Source organism: Pseudomonas sp. EU05-FHT14B02, assembly GCF_058791055.1.
The window spans coordinates 234,329-250,824 of sequence record NZ_JBYTDD010000003.1 but is presented as its reverse complement, the minus strand read 5'-3'; the positions used below and the strand labels follow the sequence as shown (position 1 = coordinate 250,824).

Genomic DNA, 16,496 nt, shown 5'->3' with positions numbered 1-16,496 from the left:
GGCCGCTTGCGCCACCCGTGAAACTTCGCTGCTTTCTAAACGAGCAATCAGGCCAGGTCGCTGTTAAACCGCGACCAGGCGCACGCTGGCACCCTCGCCGACACCCAGGGCTTCGGCCGCCTCCAGGTCCAGGGTCACCGGTTTGCCCGGCGCGTAATCGAGCTCGAGCATGACCGCGCGGTAATCCTGCAGCTGGGCATTGGCAACCAGGTACTGGCGACCGACGCCTTTGACCGGTTCACCGATCTTCACCGGCACCACACGGCTCTGGGCGATCGAGCGGATCCCCGAGACACGGGCATGCAGGGTCGGGCCACCGTCGAAGATGTCGATGTAGTGATCGGTCTCGAAACCTTCGCGCATCAGAATGTCGAAGGTGATCTGCGCGCGCGGGTGCACCTGGCCCATGGCCTCTTGAGCGGAGTCCGGCAGCAGTGGCACGTAGATCGGGTAATGCGGCATCAGTTCGGCAAGGAACGTACGGCTTTTGAGCCCGCACAGACGCTCGGCTTCGGCGTAGTTGAGGTCGAAGAAGTTGCGACCGATGGCATCCCAGAACGGCGAGTCGCCGTTTTCATCGCTGTAACCGACGATTTCGGTCACCACGGAATCGGCAAAACGCTCCGGATGGCTGGCTACGAACAGCAAACGGCCACGGGAGTTAAGCTCCGCCCAAGGCGACCCCACCAGTTCGCGCTGTACATAGAAGCTGGTCAGCAAGCTGTTGCCGGTCAGGTCGTGGCACTGCGAGAGCACGTGGATCTTGTTGTGAATCTTCAGCTCGCGGGAAGCGTGCACGAAGGTTTCGTTGCGGAAGCTGTAGAACGGCTCGGAGTAACCGGCCGACGCCACGATGGCCGAGCAACCGACCAGCTTGCCGGTGGTGGAGTCTTCGAGGACGAAGAAATAGCTTTCCTCACCGTTGAAACTCACTTCGGCGGCGAACGAGGCTTCGCTTGCCGCGATCTTGTCGCTCAGGCGCTCAACGTCATCCGGCAAGGAAGTGACACCAATCGGACTGTCCGCAGCCAGACGCTGTACCTCGCCCAGATCAGCCATTTGCGCGGGGCGCATCACCAGCATGGTGTCACTCCTTTTTCTAAAACTCTTTGAGGAAAATAAGCCGGGGCCGCCTTGGAACTCCTGTAGGAGCGAGCTTGCTCGCGATGGAGTGTCAGTCGACACCAATGTGGCTGATCCACCATCGCGAGCAAGCTCGCTCCTACAGTAAAGCGGGCCCGGCATACAAAAATTGGGTTCGACGCCTGAAAGGTCAGGCGTCGAAGGGTCTATCAGGCTTGCGTCAGTTTTGCCGCGGCACGTTCGAAGCGGTCCAGACCGGCATCGATATCGGCGTCTTCCACTACCAGGCTTGGGGCGAAACGCACCACGTCCGGGCCGGCTTGCAGAATCATCAGGCCTTCTTGTTCAGCGGCATTGAAGATGTCCTTGGCCTTGCCTTTCCAGGCATCGCTCAGCACACAGCCGATCAACAGACCCAGGCCACGGACCTGGGTGAACAGGCCGTATTTCTCGCCGATCTGCTCAAGGCGTGCCTTGAACTTGTCGTGTTTGGCATTGACGCCAGCCAGCACCTCTGGGGTGTTGATCACGTCGATCACCGCGCCTGCGACAGCGCACGCCAGCGGGTTGCCGCCGTAAGTGGTGCCGTGGGTGCCGACGACCAGGTGCTTGGCCAGGTCTTCGGTGGTCAGCATGGCGGCGATCGGGAAACCACCGCCCAGGCTCTTGGCGCTGGTCAGGATGTCCGGGATCACGCCGTAATGCTGGTAGGCGAACAGGTGGCCGGTACGGCCCATGCCGGTTTGCACTTCGTCGAACACCAGCAGCGCGTTGTGCTCATTGCACAGCTCGCGGGCGCCTTGCAGGTAGGCCAGTTCGGCCGGCAGTACGCCGCCCTCACCTTGAATAGGCTCCAGGACCACGGCGCAGGTCTTGTCGGAAACGGCAGCTTTCAACGCAGCCAGATCGTTGTATGGCACGTGGGTGATGCCGGTGATCTTCGGACCGAAGCCATCGGAATACTTCGACTGGCCACCGACGTTCACGGTGAACAGGGTACGGCCGTGGAAGCTGTTGAGCGCGGCGATGATCTCGTACTTCTCGCTGCCATAACGGTCGAACGCGACACGACGGGCCAGCTTGAAGGCGGCCTCGTTGGCTTCGGCGCCGGAGTTGCAGAAGAAGGCGCGCTCGGCAAAGGTGGCATCGACCAGCTTGTGTGCCAGGCGCAGGGCCGGCTCATTGGTGAACACGTTGGACACGTGCCACAGCTTGTTCGCCTGCTCGGTCAAGGCACCGACCAGCGCCGGATGCGCGTGACCCAATACGTTGACGGCGATCCCGCCGGCGAAGTCGATCAGCTCGCGACCGGACTGGTCCCAAACGCGGGAACCGGCGCCACGCACAGGAATGAATGCGGCAGGCGCATAGTTGGGAACCATTACCTGATCGAAATCGGCGCGTTGTACCGCAGCGTGCTCAACGGACATCGGAGTCTCCTGAAGAGAAAACACTCGCCTGAAACTGGCGAGCTTGGTGAGGATTGTAAGGACAGTTTTCGGCCCGGCCTTGCCGCCAAGCGACAACTTCTTATAGCGCAAACCCCGGATTTTCCCGGGTTTACGGCAATGCGACATATAGGGTCGCAAAGGCGCAGTTTAACTGGCGGCGGACGTTTGCGGCAGGCTTGCTGCGTTGTAACTCATGGCAATGGCCCGAGCGCGGTAAATATGTACCGCACAGCGTCCGGGCTAACGCGGTTTCCTAAGGGCCTCATCCCACTTCGATGGTCACCTTAACCGCATGAATACCCAACATACCGACATTGCTAGCGATGCATTCAGGCCAGACGCTCACTATCAGCACCTGATCAACGTGATCCCCTCCTGGCTCCGTCAAGCAACGCCTCAACGGCGTGAGGCACTGCGCAACAGCGCGCCAGGCATTCCGGCCGGGCTCAAGGACGCTCCACCCCATCAGCATGCAGAACTGGGCAAACTCATTGCCCGTCATGTGAGCAGCCAGAACCAGGTTGATCAAATGATGGCAAAGCTGCAGAGCCCCGCCGACTTCGCCAAACCACTACTCGAAACGGCGCTCAAGACTCAATTCGGCCTGGAACTGGACGCTCGTAAAACGTTCCTTCGCCTTTATATTCCAGCTCACATTCCATGGCTTCGGCTGAAATCCGGCGCTGCGCGCATCTGGACGGTGTCGCTGCTGGATGCCGCATTGCACAACTTTGAAAGCGCCGAAACCAATGCAGACGCCTTCGAGCCCGCCTCGACTTACATCACGCCCCCCTCTGCTACCGGGCAATTCAATACATTGCCGCAGATACTGGAAAAGATGCCCATCACGGCTTTTACCCGCCTCTGCCGGGAACTGGACATTGGCCAGCGCTATAAAGAGTATCTGGACGACAATCTTGGCATCAGCAATCCCGTGGCCGCGGCAATACTGAAATCGAAAATTCACGACAGCCAGAAAACCGCACTCACCGCTGCCCTGCACATGGCGCAGATGCAAAAATTGCTGGGCAGTGACGTCCACCAACTGACTCTTGGCTTGCTCGACAACCTGCCTTCTTTAGGTTTGCACGGTCTACCCTGGGGCTTCCATGAACTGACAATCATGAACGCTCGCCTGACCGGCATCGTTTTGTTTGCACCGGATCTGGAGCGCGCAACAGAAGTGGTCAGAGTGGTGGCCTACATTCCTGACGACCCCGAACACCCGATCAAGGAATACAGTTCAACCGCCGCATTCGCCGAGGAACTTGGTCAGCGCTTGCGTGCCCCCGAATACCAACAGTTTTTCAGTCGATTCATCAATCATGAGGATCGTGGGCACTTTTTCGCGCAGTTGAACAACGAGCTATCACCTTTAACCTGGCAGCCTGTTCCACCGGGCGATCCGCACCCGACCTGGCGAGAGCGCCCGAACCAACGTCCCGACTTGCACATTGCGGCCAAGCCGGTGAAAGACAATCTCTTGACCCACCTCTACCAGAGCAAGCTCAACAAGATCCTCAACGATGCGCGGGTGATCGCGGTATCCACCGCAACAGTCGACCAGAGAGCCCGCTGGGCGTTATGGGACTCCTTTACCGAAATAGCTTCGACCCTGCTGAACATCGCAGCCTTTATTGCCCTGCCGTTCGTACCTTTCCTTGGCGAGTTGATGTTGGCCTACATGGCCTACCAATTGCTCGACGAAACCTTCGAAAGCATTATTGACTGGGCCGAGGGTCACACCACCGAGGCCTTCGAGCATTTCATGGGCGTTGTTGAATCCGCCGTACAACTGGGCACCTTTGCGGCGGGTGGCGTGATCGCGGCGGGAGAATTTCGCGCGATCCTGCCCAAGGAAATTGTGCAGTTCATCGACCGTTTCAATTCGGTGAAGCAGCCCAACGGCGAAACCCGCTATTGGAAACCCGACCTGACCGCCTACGAGCACCCCGCCACACTCCCAGCCGACTCAAAACCGGATTCACTCGGACTGTACAGGCATCAAGGTAAAACCCTGTTACCCCTGGAAGGCAAAAACTACGCCGTCAGCGAGGACTCAGTCATCGGCGAGCATCGCATCGACCACCCCACGCGCCCTGACGCCTACAAACCACAACTGCGGCACAACGGCAGCGGCGCCTGGCAAACCGAACTCGACCAGCCGTTGAGTTGGGACCAGGCCACCGTGCTGCACCGTATCGGCCCGGACATGCAGCGTTTTTCGGCCAGTACCCGCGAGCGCATCCTCAGTATCAGCGGCAGCCACGAAGATGCCCTGCGCAAGATGCACGTGAATGCCGGGCAGGTGCCGCCGTTGTTGGCCGACACACTCAAACGCTTCGGGATCGATCAGGACATACAAACCTTTATCGATCAGATCGGCAGCGATCAGCCGGAGCACTTCCTCAAGGCGGATCCCGTGACACAGCTGGAACTGCTCAATGAAAACGGTTACTGGCCGGCAAACAAAGGCCTGCGACTGATCGACGAAAATGCGCAAAACCTTTGGCAAAGCCCGGCGCCCGATGTACCCGTGGTGGAAGTCGACGCCTCCCGCCTCACCGACGGCGACCTGCTGAAAACCTTTCTCCTGACCCTGTCGGACAGCGAAGCCAGAACGCTGATGGGCGAAGAATTCGCTCACCCCTCCCCTGGCCTGGAAAACCGGGCGCAGCGGTTGCGCAAGATACTTGCGCAGCTTGCCGAACAGAAACGGCAAGGCCTGTTCGATCAGCGTTATCGCAGACTCGAACGTGGCGCTAGCGCGGCCATACAAGTGGTCATGGATGCCGAGCCCGGACTGCCACGCAGCGTAGCTCAAGCAATTGTGGACACAGCAAGCGACCTGGAACTGCAACAGCTGAAAAAACCAACCATTTCCCCTCGCCTGGTCGAGCTGAGCCAAGAGGCCGGATTGCAAGTGCGCGTGACACGCGCCTACGAGGGGCTTGATTTGCCATCGACCGAGAACAACCTCGACACCGACCGGCTGGCCTTGCACACCCTGGAAAAACTGCCAGGCTGGACGGGACAGCTACGGTTGGAAATCCGCCAGTATGCCCATGAGGGCCTGCTGATCGAGAGCCTTGGCCATGCCGACGCGTCTCTGCGTAAAGTGCTGGTACTCAGAGAGGACGGCTCTTATCAGGCCTTCGATCATGACGGCGAAGAACTCAGCAGCATGGGCTCGCTCTACACCTGCCTGCTACAGGCCATGCCGGACAGTGAACGCACCGCTTTGAACCTTCATATCGGTGAAGGTGAACGACTCAAACAGTTAATTCGCAATCACATCTTGAGCCGTGACGCATTACGCTCGCTGCTGGTTCAACACCCCGACCTCAAACCCACCTACGACCCAAAGGTAATGCGCTTGCTCGGTGGCGGTGACGGGTATCGTCAAATGCCACGCAACACACCTACCTTGCAAGCTCGGGCTCAGACACTGTTCCCCCATCTATCCACCGAAGAGCTCGACGCCTTCGTCGAACGCTTGCAACAGCACCCAAACGGACCGCGGGCAGAACTGAGTCGGCTTATGGTTCAACACACGCAGCTCCAGGAAACGCTTTCTTCCTGGCGCGACGACATTCCGCTGTTTATCCCAGACACACAAACCAGGGTCACCCCCGAGCAATTCGCCGCACAAAAGCAGGTCCGTCAACAGTTCACCATCAACTTGATGGACTGCTGGCGACGGCAATGGACCCTTCCCGAGACCGGGCTTGAAACGGCCGGCTTCAACTTCTTCCAACCGATCATCGGCGAATTGCCAGCCCTGAGCACCGACTTCAGCGGCGTCACGATGCTAAGGATGAATGGTGGTAGCGCCACGCGGGGCATGCACGAGTTTCTGCGCAGTTTTACCGGGCTACGTATCCTGAAACTGCGCGATTTCAACCTTGGCCACTTGCCCGACACCCTTGCATCGCTGCAACTCGAAGAACTCATTCTGAGCAATTGCGCGATCACCCTCAGCCCCGAAAGCCAGCTCGGACTCGCAGGCCTGCATCAGTTGACCACCTTGGACTTGTTCAACAACCCCTTGGGCCTGACACCCGATGTCGGCAGCATGCCCGATTTGAATTACATCGACGTATCGCAGACGGGCATTACTGAACTCCCGCGCGAATTATTGACTCGCCCACGCCTGAGCACCGCCCTGCTCAACAACAACCAGATCAAAGAGTTGCCCGGCGAACTTTTCACGCTGCAACAACGCACCCAGGAGGGTTTCGACCTGGACAACAATCCGCTTTCCAGCGTAACCCGCGAACGCCTAAAACAGCACTTCCATCAGACCCGTCAGGACTTCGGCATCTATGCAGAAGCAGCAGATATCCACCGCGCGCAGGCACTGTACCCCTGGATGGACCAGGAAGATGCCAGCAAATTCATCTACAAACTGCCCGGGACACTGGATGAGGGTCGAGTCGAACTGACCCGCCTGGAAGTCGAACTCACCACCCTGGAGAACGACCTGTCCGCCTGGACCGGCAATATTCCCGCCGTCCACCCCCACAGCAATCAACCCTTCACTGCCCAGCAACTACTGATCGAGCACTCGACACGGGACGCATTCAGAGAGTCCGTACTGCGCTGCTGGCGCCGGGAAACCGAGCTGGATGACTTCGACGATTCACAGCAAACAACTACTTATGACCTGAACCTGGACACGCGGATAACCGGTAACCTGCCGATACTGAGCGCAGACTTCAGCCATGTATCTCTGGTTTACCTGAGTAGCGAGAGTGGCCTGACCACAGGCGTCACCGGATTCCTGGAGTGCTTCCCCAAACTCAAGACCCTCGTTATGAACGACTTCATGCTCGGCGATCTCCCGGAGGCGATCTTCCGGATGAGCGATTTGAGATCGCTCAATCTCCTCGACTGCAACATCACCCTGACCCCGCAGTCTGCCCTGAACCTGGCCGAGATGGCCCACCTGGAATTCATCGACTTGAGAAACAATCCGCTGGGGCTGGCTCCGGATATCAGCCAGATGGCGGATCTGGCAACCCTGCAACTGGACAACTGCGGGCTCACCGAATTACCCCCTGGACTGTTGCAGCTCAAGAGCCTGGAAACCGTAGACCTGAGCGACAACGCAATCAGCCGGATACCCGCCGACCTCCTCGAACTGCCGCTTGAGATCGCCGAAAGCATCAACTTGCGGGGCAATCCGTTCTCCGAAGACAGCCTGCAGATCCTGATCGAGTATTTCAGGCTGACCAGTGTCGACTTCGGCATTCAGGAAGTGATCGATCGGGCAGAATTGGAAGTGTCGACGTCCGAGGCGTCCGAACCGGAAGACTGATCGGGATCAGGAGCTGCTCAGCCGCGTTCCGGCGGCACCGATGACAATTCGAACGGGCTGCTGCTGCGCCGCTGGTTGCGATCTTCCCGCGGCGTGGCACCGAAGAAATTGCGGTAGGCGCTGGAGAAATGCGGCCCCGAGGAGAAGCCACAGGACAGGCCGATCTGGATGATCGACTTGCTGGTTTGCATCAACATCTGCCGGGCCTTGTTCAGGCGCAGTTCCAGGTAATACTGGCTCGGCACACGGTTGAGGTATTGCTTGAAGATCCGCTCCAGCTGCCGACGGGATACGCACACGTGCTGGGCGATTTCGTCGGTAGTCAGCGGTTCTTCGATGTTGGCTTCCATGAGCAACACCGCCTGGGTGAGCTTCGGATGACTGGAACCCAGGCGGTTCTGCAACGGAATGCGCTGGCGCTCGCCGCCCTCGCGGATGCGTTCGACCACCAGTTCTTCGGACACCGCACCGGCCAGTTCCGCACCGTGATCGCGGGCCAGCACGGCCAGCAACAAGTCGAGCACCGACATCCCGCCGCACGCGGTCAGGCGATCGCGATCCCAATCGAACAGGTGACTGGTGGCGATGACCTTCGGAAAGCGCTCGGCGAAATCATCCTGCCAGCGCCAATGCACAGCCGCGCGATAACCGTCGAGCAAGCCCAACTGCGCCAGCGGGTAAACACCGGCCGACAGACCGCCGATCACACAACCGGAACGCACCAGTTGCTTGAGCGCACTGCTGAGCGCCGGCACCAGTGCGGTCGGTGGCTCGTCAGCAAGCAGGAACAGTTTCTGGAAGTTTTCGAGCTTGCCGGTCCACGCCTCACCCGGCAATTGCCAGGCGCTTTCACTCGGCGCTTCGGCCTGCAGGAACGACAGTTCGTAAACCACGTCCGGATGCACACGCTGGGCAACACGCAAGGCCTCCTCAGCCAGCGCAAGCGTCAGTGCTTTAGTGCTGGGCCAAATCAGGAAACCAATTCGATGGGCAGTCATGGGCGAGCGATCCGAAGCGAAGAACAGTGATGAAGGCATGAGCCAATGCTAGCCCGTAAATGAACACAAATCGCAAAACCGGCAAAGATCAAATGTGGGAGCGGGCTTGCTCGCGACAGCGGTGGTTCAGACAGCCATGATGTTGACTGACACACCGTTGTCGCGAGCAAGCCCGCCCCCACAGGGGATCCGGGCCAGCCTTTAGACTGCGAAGCATGCACTATCGCAGTGCACAACGGCAGTTCTGATTACTTCAGGCTACCCGAGAGGAATTGCTGCAAACGCTCGGATTGCGGGTTCACCAGCACTTCGCGCGGGTTACCGCTTTCTTCAACCACACCTTTGTGCAGGAACACCAACTGGTTTGACACTTCACGAGCAAAACCCATTTCGTGGGTCACCACGACCATGGTCCGGCCTTCCTGGGCCAGAGCCTGCATGACTTTCAACACGTCGCCGACCAGCTCCGGGTCGAGGGCCGAGGTCGGTTCGTCGAACAGCATCACCTCAGGTTCCATCGCCAGCGCACGGGCAATCGCCACGCGCTGCTGCTCGCCGCCGGACATGTGCCCAGGGTAAGCATCCTTGCGATGGGCCACGCCCACCTTGTTCAGGTAGTGCTCGGCCTTCTCGCGTGCTTCAGCCTTGGACACGCCCAGCACATGCACCGGCGCTTCCATGATGTTTTCCAGCGCGGTCATGTGCGACCACAGGTTGAAATGCTGGAACACCATCGACAGGCGCGAACGCATGCGTTGCAGCTGCTTCGGGTCGGCGGCCTTCAGCGCACCGTCCTTGTTCGCCACCAGCTTCAGCTCTTCGTTGTTGAGCAGAATCCTGCCCGCGTGCGGCTGCTCCAGCAGGTTGATGCAGCGCAGGAAAGTACTTTTGCCGGAGCCACTGGAACCGATGATGCTGATCACATCGCCGGCTGCCGCTTTCAGGGACACGCCCTTGAGCACTTCGTGACTGCCATAGCGTTTATGCAGGTCTTGGACTTCAAGTTTGTACATGCTGTCGGTTCTCACAAAAACAGTCAGTCAGTGGTATCAGTGCTTGCGCGGGGCCAGGTAGCCCAGCCAGCGGCGCTCGGCCATCTTGAACAGCTTCACCAGGATGAAGGTCAGGCACAGGTAGAACACGCCAGCGGTGATGTACGCCTCGAACGGCAGATAGAACTGGGCGTTGACCGTGCGCGCGGCACCAGTGATGTCGATCAGGGTCACGATGGACGCCAGACTGGTGGTCTGCAGCATCATGATCACTTCGTTGCTGTACTGCGGCAGCGCGCGGCGCAGGGCCGACGGCAGCAGGATGCGCTTGTACATCTTGACCCGCGACATGCCCATGGCCTTGGCCGCTTCGATCTCGCCGTTCGGCGTGGCGCGCAGGCTGCCGGCAATGATTTCGGCGGTGTAGGCGCTAGTGTTGATCGCGAAGGCCAGGCACGCACAGAACGTTGCGCTGGACAGCCACGGCCAGAGGAAACTTTCCCGCACCGCTTCGAACTGCGCCAGACCGTAGTAGATCAAGAACAGCTGCACCAGCATCGGCGTGCCGCGGATCACGTAGGTGTAGAGCCAGGCCGACATGTTGACGACCGAGTTCTTCGAGACGCGCATCAGGCCCAGCGGCAAGGCGCACAGCAAGCCGAAGAACAGCGACAGCGCGAGCAGTTTGAGGGTGGTCACCAGGCCGCCAAGGTACAGCGGCATGGCCTCCCAAATGACGTTGTAGTCGAAGATCATAGATCAGCCGCCCTTACGCCTACCGAGTAGCGCTTCTCAAGGTGACGCAATGCCAGCAACGACACACTGGTGATCACCAGGTACATCGCGGCTACTGCGAGGAAGAAGGTGAAAGGCTCGCGGGTGGCATCGGCCGCCTGCTTGGCCTTGAACATCATGTCTTGCAGACCCACCACCGAAATCAGCGCGGTAGCCTTGGTCAATACCAGCCAGTTGTTGGTGAACCCCGGAATCGCCAGGCGAATCATCTGTGGTACCAACACCCGGAAGAACACCTGAAAACTGCTCATGCCGTAGGCCATGCCAGCTTCGGCCTGCCCCTTGGGGATCGCCATGAAGGCGCCACGGAAGGTTTCCGACAGGTACGCACCGAAGATGAAGCCCAGGGTGCCGATACCGGCGACCAACGGATTCAGGTCGATGTACTCGTCATAACCGAGCATCGGCGCGACGCGGTTGAGCAGGTCCTGGCCGCCGTAGAAAATCAGCAGGATCAGCACCAGGTCGGGAATACCGCGGATCACCGTGGAATACAGATCGCCCAGCCAGGCCAGCCAGCGCACTGGCGAAAGACGCAGTGCCACGCCGATCAGACCCAGGACAATGGCCAGGGCCATGGACGACAAGGCGAGCTGAAGGGTCAGCCAAACGCCATCGAGGATGACAGCCCCGTAGCCTTTCAACATGATTCAGGTCCTCGAAAGTTGGGATGAAAAAATGGCGCAAACCTCAGAGATCCTGTTGCTTGCGCCATTTCGGACTTGTCGCTGGGACGTCTTACTTGCCGTAGATATCGAAGGCGAAGTACTTGTCCTGGATTTGCTTGTACTTGCCGTTCTCGCGAATCGACGCGATGGCGGCGTTGAGCTTGTCCAGCTCAGCCTTGTCGCCCTTGCGAACCGCGATGCCTACGCCGTCGCCGAAGTATTTGACGTCGGTGAACGCAGGGCCGACGAACGCGAAGCCTTTACCGGCGTCGGTTTTCAGGAAACCGTCATCCAGCAGCGTAGCGTCTGCCACGGTGCCGTCGAGGCGGCCGGCGGCCACGTCGAGGTAAATTTCGTTCTGCGAACCGTAAGGCTTGATCTCGGCACCCAGCGGGGCCAGGACTTCGCGGGCGAAACGCTCGTGGATCGAACCACGCTGCACGCCGATGTTCTTGCCTTTGAGCTCGGTCAGGCCTTCGCTGACCGGAGTGCCGGCCTTCATGACCAGGCGAGCCGGGGTGTTGTAGTACTTGTTGGTGAAGTCCACGGACTTCTTGCGATCTTCAGTGATCGACATGGACGACAGGATCGCGTCGATCTTGCGCACTTTAAGCGCAGGGATCAGGCCGTCGAACTCTTGCTCGACCCACACGCACTTGACCTTCATTTCTTCGCACAGCGCGTTGCCGATGTCGTAGTCGAAACCCACAATGCTGCCGTCCGGCGCTTTCGACGCGAACGGAGGGTAAGCCGCCTCGATACCGATTTTCAGAGGTTTTTCATCGGCGAAGGTTGGCAAGGACAGCACGGACAGTGCCAGGGCGCCAAGCAGCACGAGTTTCTTCATCTTGGGACTCCATCGGTAAAGGGCAAAAACGGCAGAGTGAGCAACAGCCCAATATGCGAATGAGTGGAACCAGAAAGCAGTGCTGCGTCCTGGGAAGCGGGTGTTGAAATTCAACACGAGCAACGACGAGCGAGTGATCGGCATTCTAACGACAGGCCCGAGGCCGATATTTCTTCAATGCGACAACTAATTACAGAAGCACCGAGAAAGCCGTTTTAGCACGTTGACAGCCCTGCAAAATCATGCAAGAGCAAAAGATAGTAAACCGATCTATGTTGCAAATTGCGGGCCTATTATTGGCAAACCCTTCTAATCCGGCAAGCGCAGTGTAGCGGCTTATTTTTTTGAGGCGCATTTCAGGCCCGGATTTAAGACCCGGCGTTTCCCAATACCCCGTATTGGCGCGATGCGGTTACACATTCAGTAACCTGAAATAACACAGGTAACAGTAGGAATTGTCCTGCGGCCGAAGCCGATATTTATTGGCCGTTGTTTATTTGGTGTCAGGCAGACCGTCTTCGCGAGCAAGCTCGCTCCCACAATGGTTTTGTGTCGAACGCAAATATCGCATTCACCACAGACCCCCTGTGGGAGCGAGCTTGCTCGCGATGAGGCCAGCCCAGCCAACACAAAAACCCAGGCACAAAAAAGCCCCGCCAGGCTCAACACCTGACGGGGCGTTTAAGTGACTCAGAACCGCCGCTTACGCGACATTCATGGTCTTGTGGGTATCAATCAAATGCTGCACCACACCCGGATCAGCCAGGGTGGAGATATCGCCCAACCCCTCATACTCAGCCGTGGCAATCTTGCGCAGAATCCGGCGCATGATCTTACCCGAACGGGTCTTCGGCAGCCCCGGCGCCCACTGGATTACATCCGGTGAAGCAATCGGGCCGATCTCCTTGCGCACCCAGTTTTTCAGTTCCAGGCGCAGCTGCTCGTTCGGCTCTTCGCCATTTTTAAGGGTGACATACACATAAATGCCCTGCCCCTTGATGTCGTGCGGCACACCGACCACAGCGGCTTCGGCGACTTTCGGGTGCGCAACCATCGCGCTTTCGATCTCGGCGGTGCCCATGCGGTGGCCGGACACGTTGAGCACGTCGTCCACGCGACCGGTGATCCAGTAGTAACCATCGGCATCGCGACGGGCGCCGTCACCGGTGAAGTACATGCCACGGAAAGTCTTGAAGTAAGTGTCGACGAAACGGTCATGGTCGCCAAACAGCGTACGCGCCTGGCCTGGCCACGAATCGAGAATCACCAGGTTGCCCTCGGCCTCGCCTTCGACGATGTTGCCCAGGTTGTCCACCAGTGCCGGCACCACGCCGAAGAACGGACGCGCCGCAGAGCCAGGCTTGAGCGCATGAGCGCCCGGCAGCGGGCTCATCATGTTGCCGCCGGTTTCGGTCTGCCACCAGGTGTCGACGATCGGGCAACGGGACTTGCCGACATTCTTGTAGTACCAGTCCCAGGCTTCCGGGTTGATCGGCTCGCCCACCGAACCCAACAGGCGCAGACTGCTGCCATCGGCACCTTCAACGGCGGCGGTGCCCGAGGCCATCATGGCGCGGATCGCGGTCGGTGCGGTGTAGAGGATGTTGACCTTGTGCTTGTCGACGATCTTCGCCACCCGGGTGATGTCCGGGTAGTTCGGCACGCCTTCGAACAGCAGCGTGGTCGCGCCATTGGCCAGCGGGCCGTAGACGATATAGCTGTGGCCGGTGACCCAGCCGACGTCGGCGGTGCACCAGTAGATTTCACCCGGGCGGTAGTCGAACACGCGCTCGTGGGTCATGGCCGCGTACAGCAAGTAGCCGCCGGTGGTGTGCTGCACGCCCTTCGGCTTACCAGTGGAGCCGGAGGTGTAAAGGATGAACAGCGCTTCTTCGGCGCCCATCTCTTTCGGCGCACACACGGTGCCGGCCACTTTCATCAGGTCCTCGAACCAGATGTCGCGATGCTGGTTCCACTTGATGTCGCCACCGGTACGCTTGCACACGATGACTTTCTGAATGCTGCTGGTTTCCGGGTTGGTCAGCGCGTCGTCGACGTTGGCCTTGAGCGGGATTTTCTTGCCGGCACGAATGCCTTCGTCGGCAGTGATCACCACTTTGGATTTGCAGTCGATGATGCGACCGGCCAGGGCTTCCGGCGAGAAACCGCCGAACACCACCGAGTGAATCGCGCCGATCCGGGTACAAGCCAGCATGGCGACCACGGCTTCGGGGATCATCGGCATATAGATAGTCACCACATCGCCGCGGTGCACGTCCTGGCCACGCAGGGCGTTGGCGAACTTGCAGACTTGTTCGTGCAGTTCGCGGTAAGTGATGTTGCGGCTTTCGGCAGGGTCATCGCCCTCCCAGATGATCGCGACCTGATCGCCGCGCTCGGCCAGATGACGGTCCAGGCAGTTGTAGGAAACGTTCAGGGTGCCGTCGGCGAACCATTTGATGTCGACATGGTGATCGTCGAAGGAAGTCTGCTTCACCGTGGTGAAAGGCTTGATCCAGTCAAGGCGCTTGGCTTGCTCGCGCCAGAAGCCGTCCGGGTTGACGACCGACTGCTGGTACATGGCCTTGTAGGTCGCCTCGTCGGTCAGCGTGTTAGCCAGAACCTCGGGACGAACGGGATACAGGGAAGCCGCACTCATCTTTCTTACCTCGGTGGAATAGTTGTTTTTGTATGACCCTGTTGTAGCCCGGGCCGGGCCTATAGAACCATTCGACGATGGTAGTAACAAGTCCCTACAAAATGTCGTGAATACCCCTACTCCGCCCACAGTTCCCTGTAGGAGCGAGCCCTGCTCGCGATGGTCGTCAACGATAACGCGCCTAGCCTGACACCCCGCGGAGCCCTCAGGTTCATCGCGAGCAAGCTCGCTCCTACAAAAGAAGAGGTTATTCAGGGATTGTTACAGGATCTGTCAAAAGTGTTTATCAAAACCACGCCTATATGGACGAAGCGTCGACGCCTAAAATCAGCCACGCCAACAAGGCAACCTGATTAACCAAGTTGCAGCCCCCACGAAGGCAGTTAATCAAATCCCTGATACCGAAGCTCCACACGCAATCCCAAAAAGATTGCGTGCCCCCTTTCGACCTCTAAAAGGTAAATTTCAAATGAAAGCTTTATTGGTTCTGGCCCTCAGCAGTCTGTGCGCAACCGCCATGGCAAACGAGGTCCCGACTGATGTCGCGCAGCAACAACCAGCAATAGAGGAATACACCTACTCCACCCACCTGGACATCGCCAAAGTGATCTCCATGAGCGAAGCCCCGAACGTGTGTGAAGTTGTGCCGATGAAAATGGAATACGAAGACTCCCACGGCCAACGACATATCCTGCGCTACAGCATGATGGGCAATGGCTGCTCCAACGGCTGATCCCCTGCTTCCCCCCCCCAAAAAAAAGGTTCGACCCACCCGCCGCAATCAGGCAGATGAAGCGCCGAACCTTAATGATCGATTAATTCGATTATTTTAAGCATTTATTTGCGCTTTTTAATCGAAATAGCAGACGTAGAATCAACTGCAACCCAAGACAAACAACACCCACGAATCTGGAGCAACAACCATGAAAACCCAACTGATCCTCGCCCTGACCCTCTCCGTCCTGGCAGCCAACACCTTCGCCGCCGATGGTTACGACCGCACCGGCTCTGCCGTTTACACCAGTGAAGCGGCTGTCGCTTCCGACGGTTCCGACCACACCGGCGCCGCCCGCCTCGCTGCCGATGGTGCCGATCACATTGGCGCAGGCAAACTGGCTTCCGATGGCGCTGACCACACCGGTGCCGCCCGCCTCGCCGCCGATGGTGCCGATCACGTCGGCGCAGGCAAACTGGCTTCCGACGGCTCTGACCACACCGGTGCCGCCCGCCTCGCCGCCGATGGTGCCGACCACGTCGGTGCCGCTCGCCTGAGCTGATCCGCCAGCGTGACTTCACAGCCCGACTTCGGTCGGGCTTAGTTGTGTCTGGAGCCTGAGAAAACCCCACCGAAACACAAGATGTAGTGAAAAAAGCCTTTTTTGGTCATTTCTTGAACAAAAATAATCCGAGGCAAAAAATTAAGAAAAAAAATCTTCCCCCGCCAACATCGTTCAAAGCCCTGTAAACCCTCACTCCGATCGAAAAACGGCCCCCGTCGACCGTTCCGTGAGCCATTTCGCCGCACCACAGCACGCAAAACTTCCCTATAATGCGGCCTTAAACGGGCCTGCAATATTCCCTTACAGGGACGAAAAGCCAGTCTGAAGCCCCGCACAAGCGATCAACGCTTGCTGCGCCCATCAGTGGCTCTCGGAACCCCGTACAAAATTCTGTTTGATGCCT

The 16,496-nt window shown here is 58.7% G+C and carries 11 protein-coding genes; 3 read left to right on the top strand and 8 right to left on the bottom strand.

The annotated features are described in order from the left end of the window. Nucleotides 1–63 precede the first annotated feature (63 nt). Both aruF and AC3WTM_RS04880 read right to left on the bottom strand, forming a co-directional pair. Nucleotides 64–1,083: an arginine/ornithine succinyltransferase subunit alpha gene (aruF, locus tag AC3WTM_RS04885; RefSeq protein WP_102669988.1), complete on the bottom strand. Its 1,020-nt coding sequence runs from the start codon at nucleotides 1,081–1,083 to the stop codon at nucleotides 64–66. A gap of 209 nt (nucleotides 1,084–1,292) precedes the next feature. Continuing rightward, entirely contained in the window at nucleotides 1,293–2,513 is a 1,221-nt protein-coding gene (locus AC3WTM_RS04880; RefSeq protein WP_057713610.1) for an aspartate aminotransferase family protein, read from the bottom strand. 313 nt (nucleotides 2,514–2,826) lie between these two features. On the opposite strand from AC3WTM_RS04880, the gene AC3WTM_RS04875 reads away from it, so the two are divergent. Beyond that, on the top strand, nucleotides 2,827–7,854 hold the full coding sequence (locus AC3WTM_RS04875; RefSeq protein ID WP_102669989.1) for a dermonecrotic toxin domain-containing protein: 5,028 nt from the start codon (nucleotides 2,827–2,829) through the stop codon (nucleotides 7,852–7,854). A 17-nt stretch (nucleotides 7,855–7,871) separates the two neighbouring features. Here AC3WTM_RS04875 and argR read toward each other — a convergent pair whose 3' ends face one another. The 6 genes from argR to acs form a co-directional block, all read right to left on the bottom strand. Then, complete coding sequence (argR, locus tag AC3WTM_RS04870) at nucleotides 7,872–8,852, bottom strand: transcriptional regulator ArgR (RefSeq protein ID WP_102669990.1); 981 nt, start codon at nucleotides 8,850–8,852, stop codon at nucleotides 7,872–7,874. A 248-nt stretch (nucleotides 8,853–9,100) separates the two neighbouring features. Next, nucleotides 9,101–9,865 carry an ABC transporter ATP-binding protein gene (locus AC3WTM_RS04865; protein ID WP_057713607.1) on the bottom strand — a complete coding sequence of 255 codons (765 nt, stop codon included), beginning with the start codon at nucleotides 9,863–9,865 and terminating at the stop codon, nucleotides 9,101–9,103. A gap of 36 nt (nucleotides 9,866–9,901) precedes the next feature. Next, the gene (locus AC3WTM_RS04860) at nucleotides 9,902–10,600 is read right to left on the bottom strand and encodes an ABC transporter permease (protein WP_056724135.1); all 699 of its coding nucleotides are present in this window, start codon (nucleotides 10,598–10,600) and stop codon (nucleotides 9,902–9,904) included. Then, complete coding sequence (locus AC3WTM_RS04855) at nucleotides 10,597–11,286, bottom strand: ABC transporter permease (protein ID WP_102669992.1); 690 nt, start codon at nucleotides 11,284–11,286, stop codon at nucleotides 10,597–10,599. The genes AC3WTM_RS04860 and AC3WTM_RS04855 overlap by 4 nt, the downstream gene beginning before the upstream one ends. A 91-nt stretch (nucleotides 11,287–11,377) precedes the next feature. Further along, entirely contained in the window at nucleotides 11,378–12,154 is a 777-nt protein-coding gene (locus AC3WTM_RS04850) for an ABC transporter substrate-binding protein (RefSeq protein ID WP_102669993.1), read from the bottom strand. Nucleotides 12,155–12,857: 703 nt separating this feature from the next. Then, a complete protein-coding gene (gene acs, locus AC3WTM_RS04845) occupies nucleotides 12,858–14,813 on the bottom strand; it encodes an acetate--CoA ligase (protein ID WP_102669995.1) in 1,956 nt (651 codons plus the stop codon). Nucleotides 14,814–15,282: 469 nt separating this feature from the next. Between acs and AC3WTM_RS04840 the strand changes: the two genes are divergently transcribed. Continuing rightward, the gene (locus AC3WTM_RS04840) at nucleotides 15,283–15,546 is read left to right on the top strand and encodes a DUF2790 domain-containing protein (protein WP_057713604.1); all 264 of its coding nucleotides are present in this window, start codon (nucleotides 15,283–15,285) and stop codon (nucleotides 15,544–15,546) included. A 190-nt stretch (nucleotides 15,547–15,736) separates the two neighbouring features. After that, complete coding sequence (locus AC3WTM_RS04835; protein WP_102670287.1) at nucleotides 15,737–16,090, top strand: hypothetical protein; 354 nt, start codon at nucleotides 15,737–15,739, stop codon at nucleotides 16,088–16,090. Nucleotides 16,091–16,496: the final 406 nt, after the last annotated feature.

Bases quoted from the DNA above. Each gene is read 5' to 3' on its own strand.
- aruF (WP_102669988.1), bottom strand. From the start codon at position 1,083: ATGCTGGTGATGCGCCCCGCGCAAATGGCTGATCTGGGCGAGGTACAG.
- AC3WTM_RS04880 (WP_057713610.1), bottom strand. From the start codon at position 2,513: ATGTCCGTTGAGCACGCTGCGGTACAACGCGCCGATTTCGATCAGGTA.
- AC3WTM_RS04875 (WP_102669989.1), top strand. From the start codon at position 2,827: ATGAATACCCAACATACCGACATTGCTAGCGATGCATTCAGGCCAGAC.
- argR (WP_102669990.1), bottom strand. From the start codon at position 8,852: ATGACTGCCCATCGAATTGGTTTCCTGATTTGGCCCAGCACTAAAGCA.
- AC3WTM_RS04865 (WP_057713607.1), bottom strand. From the start codon at position 9,865: ATGTACAAACTTGAAGTCCAAGACCTGCATAAACGCTATGGCAGTCAC.
- AC3WTM_RS04860 (WP_056724135.1), bottom strand. From the start codon at position 10,600: ATGATCTTCGACTACAACGTCATTTGGGAGGCCATGCCGCTGTACCTT.
- AC3WTM_RS04855 (WP_102669992.1), bottom strand. From the start codon at position 11,286: ATGTTGAAAGGCTACGGGGCTGTCATCCTCGATGGCGTTTGGCTGACC.
- AC3WTM_RS04850 (WP_102669993.1), bottom strand. From the start codon at position 12,154: ATGAAGAAACTCGTGCTGCTTGGCGCCCTGGCACTGTCCGTGCTGTCC.
- acs (WP_102669995.1), bottom strand. From the start codon at position 14,813: ATGAGTGCGGCTTCCCTGTATCCCGTTCGTCCCGAGGTTCTGGCTAAC.
- AC3WTM_RS04840 (WP_057713604.1), top strand. From the start codon at position 15,283: ATGAAAGCTTTATTGGTTCTGGCCCTCAGCAGTCTGTGCGCAACCGCC.
- AC3WTM_RS04835 (WP_102670287.1), top strand. From the start codon at position 15,737: ATGAAAACCCAACTGATCCTCGCCCTGACCCTCTCCGTCCTGGCAGCC.